The organism is Pararobbsia alpina (genome assembly GCF_902859895.1).
Lineage (GTDB): Bacteria > Pseudomonadota > Gammaproteobacteria > Burkholderiales > Burkholderiaceae > Pararobbsia > Pararobbsia alpina.
The window spans coordinates 1-1,207 of sequence record NZ_CADIKM010000161.1 but is presented as its reverse complement, the minus strand read 5'-3'; the positions used below and the strand labels follow the sequence as shown (position 1 = coordinate 1,207).

The 1,207-nt window shown below is 61.6% G+C and carries 1 protein-coding gene and 1 pseudogene; both read right to left on the bottom strand.

Annotated features, from left to right (window positions below; genetic code table 11):
- The coding region (locus HV670_RS30035; protein ID WP_343054533.1) for a Pnap_2097 family protein at positions 1-524 on the bottom strand (524 nt) is incomplete at its 3' end.
- A 38-nt stretch (positions 525-562) separates the two neighbouring features.
- Positions 563-1,207: pseudogene (locus HV670_RS30030) on the bottom strand (MSMEG_0569 family flavin-dependent oxidoreductase); the annotation flags it as partial.

The following is a 1,207-nucleotide window of genomic DNA, read 5'->3' as shown; positions in this document are numbered from 1 at the left end:
GACATGGCAGAAATTCGATCCAGTCGTTCTCGACACGATCGGCATTTGTGAAGGGCAACCGCTCGCGCCCCTGCCCGGCGCGAAACTGCTTGCCACGCCACGCCATGTCCAGTGCGTCCGCCGGCGGAGTCGGCGTTGGGCCTTCCATTGCCGCGAACGTCGCGCGCGTCACTGAACGGTTGTTGCGCAGCTCGTGCCGCCGCACGAACGTCGACAACATCGACACGATGGCGCACTCGCCATTGCGTGAAAGCAGAAAGCAGCCGGTGCCGGCTAAAGTGGCGAGCCGGACCGGTTCGGCAAAGCCCAGTACCGAGCTCGAAATCGTCGTTCTCATCGATTGCGTCGAGCGTTGCCCCCGTCAATCTGATTGCGGTGAAGGCCGCGTACGACTTGCTTGCATGGTCATCGACGAAATCCGGTGCGCGCCGGCCGGTATCTCCCGCCAGCGCCTCCCAGTGGCGATGTCCGCATTCCTTGAGCAGCCAGTTTTCGGACAGCCCCGTATAGGCCAGTTGTGGCATCCCGGCGCGATAGCTCTGTGTCGTTTGATGCATGCGCTTCAAGCCGCGACAGTGTCGAAAGAGGACGTTCGCTCGCGGAGGCTCCCGAGAATTGCCTGGGCTACATAGTCGGCATCGCGCGCAATGCCCGAGAAACGCCCTGAGCCCCATGTATGCAGCCAGGGCAGCCCGATAAAGTAGAGCCCCTCAACCGGCGTGATGCCACGCGTGTGCGCCGGATAACCGCGGCCGTTGAACACAGGCGCATCGATCCAGCTGAAGTCAGGCGTAAAGCCAATGCACCAGATAATCGATGTAATGCCGCTGCCTGCGAGTTCGAGCGTCGTGCGCTCGTGAGCCGGCTGCCACGAAGGCTCATAGACACCGCCGGGCGGTGCATCGATACCAGTCCTTTCAATGAAGCCATCGATGCTCGCGTTGATCCGATGATAGGTATCGTCCGCATCGTCGAGATTAGCGCCGAGGTTCGGCGTGAAGTGCAGCCGCCCGTCGCGCAGGTCTTCGAGCCGTCCGTATAACTCCATGCCTTCGACGGCGAACTTGCGCAAGTCGATGTCGCGTCCGCCGTCGCGGCCAGTCACATAGTGATTGGTGTTGTCACGCACCCCTTCACGCAAGGGATGCTTTTCCACCGGCATGTCGTAGTACTGCATGTCCGCGAGCCAATCCACCACATCGCGCCC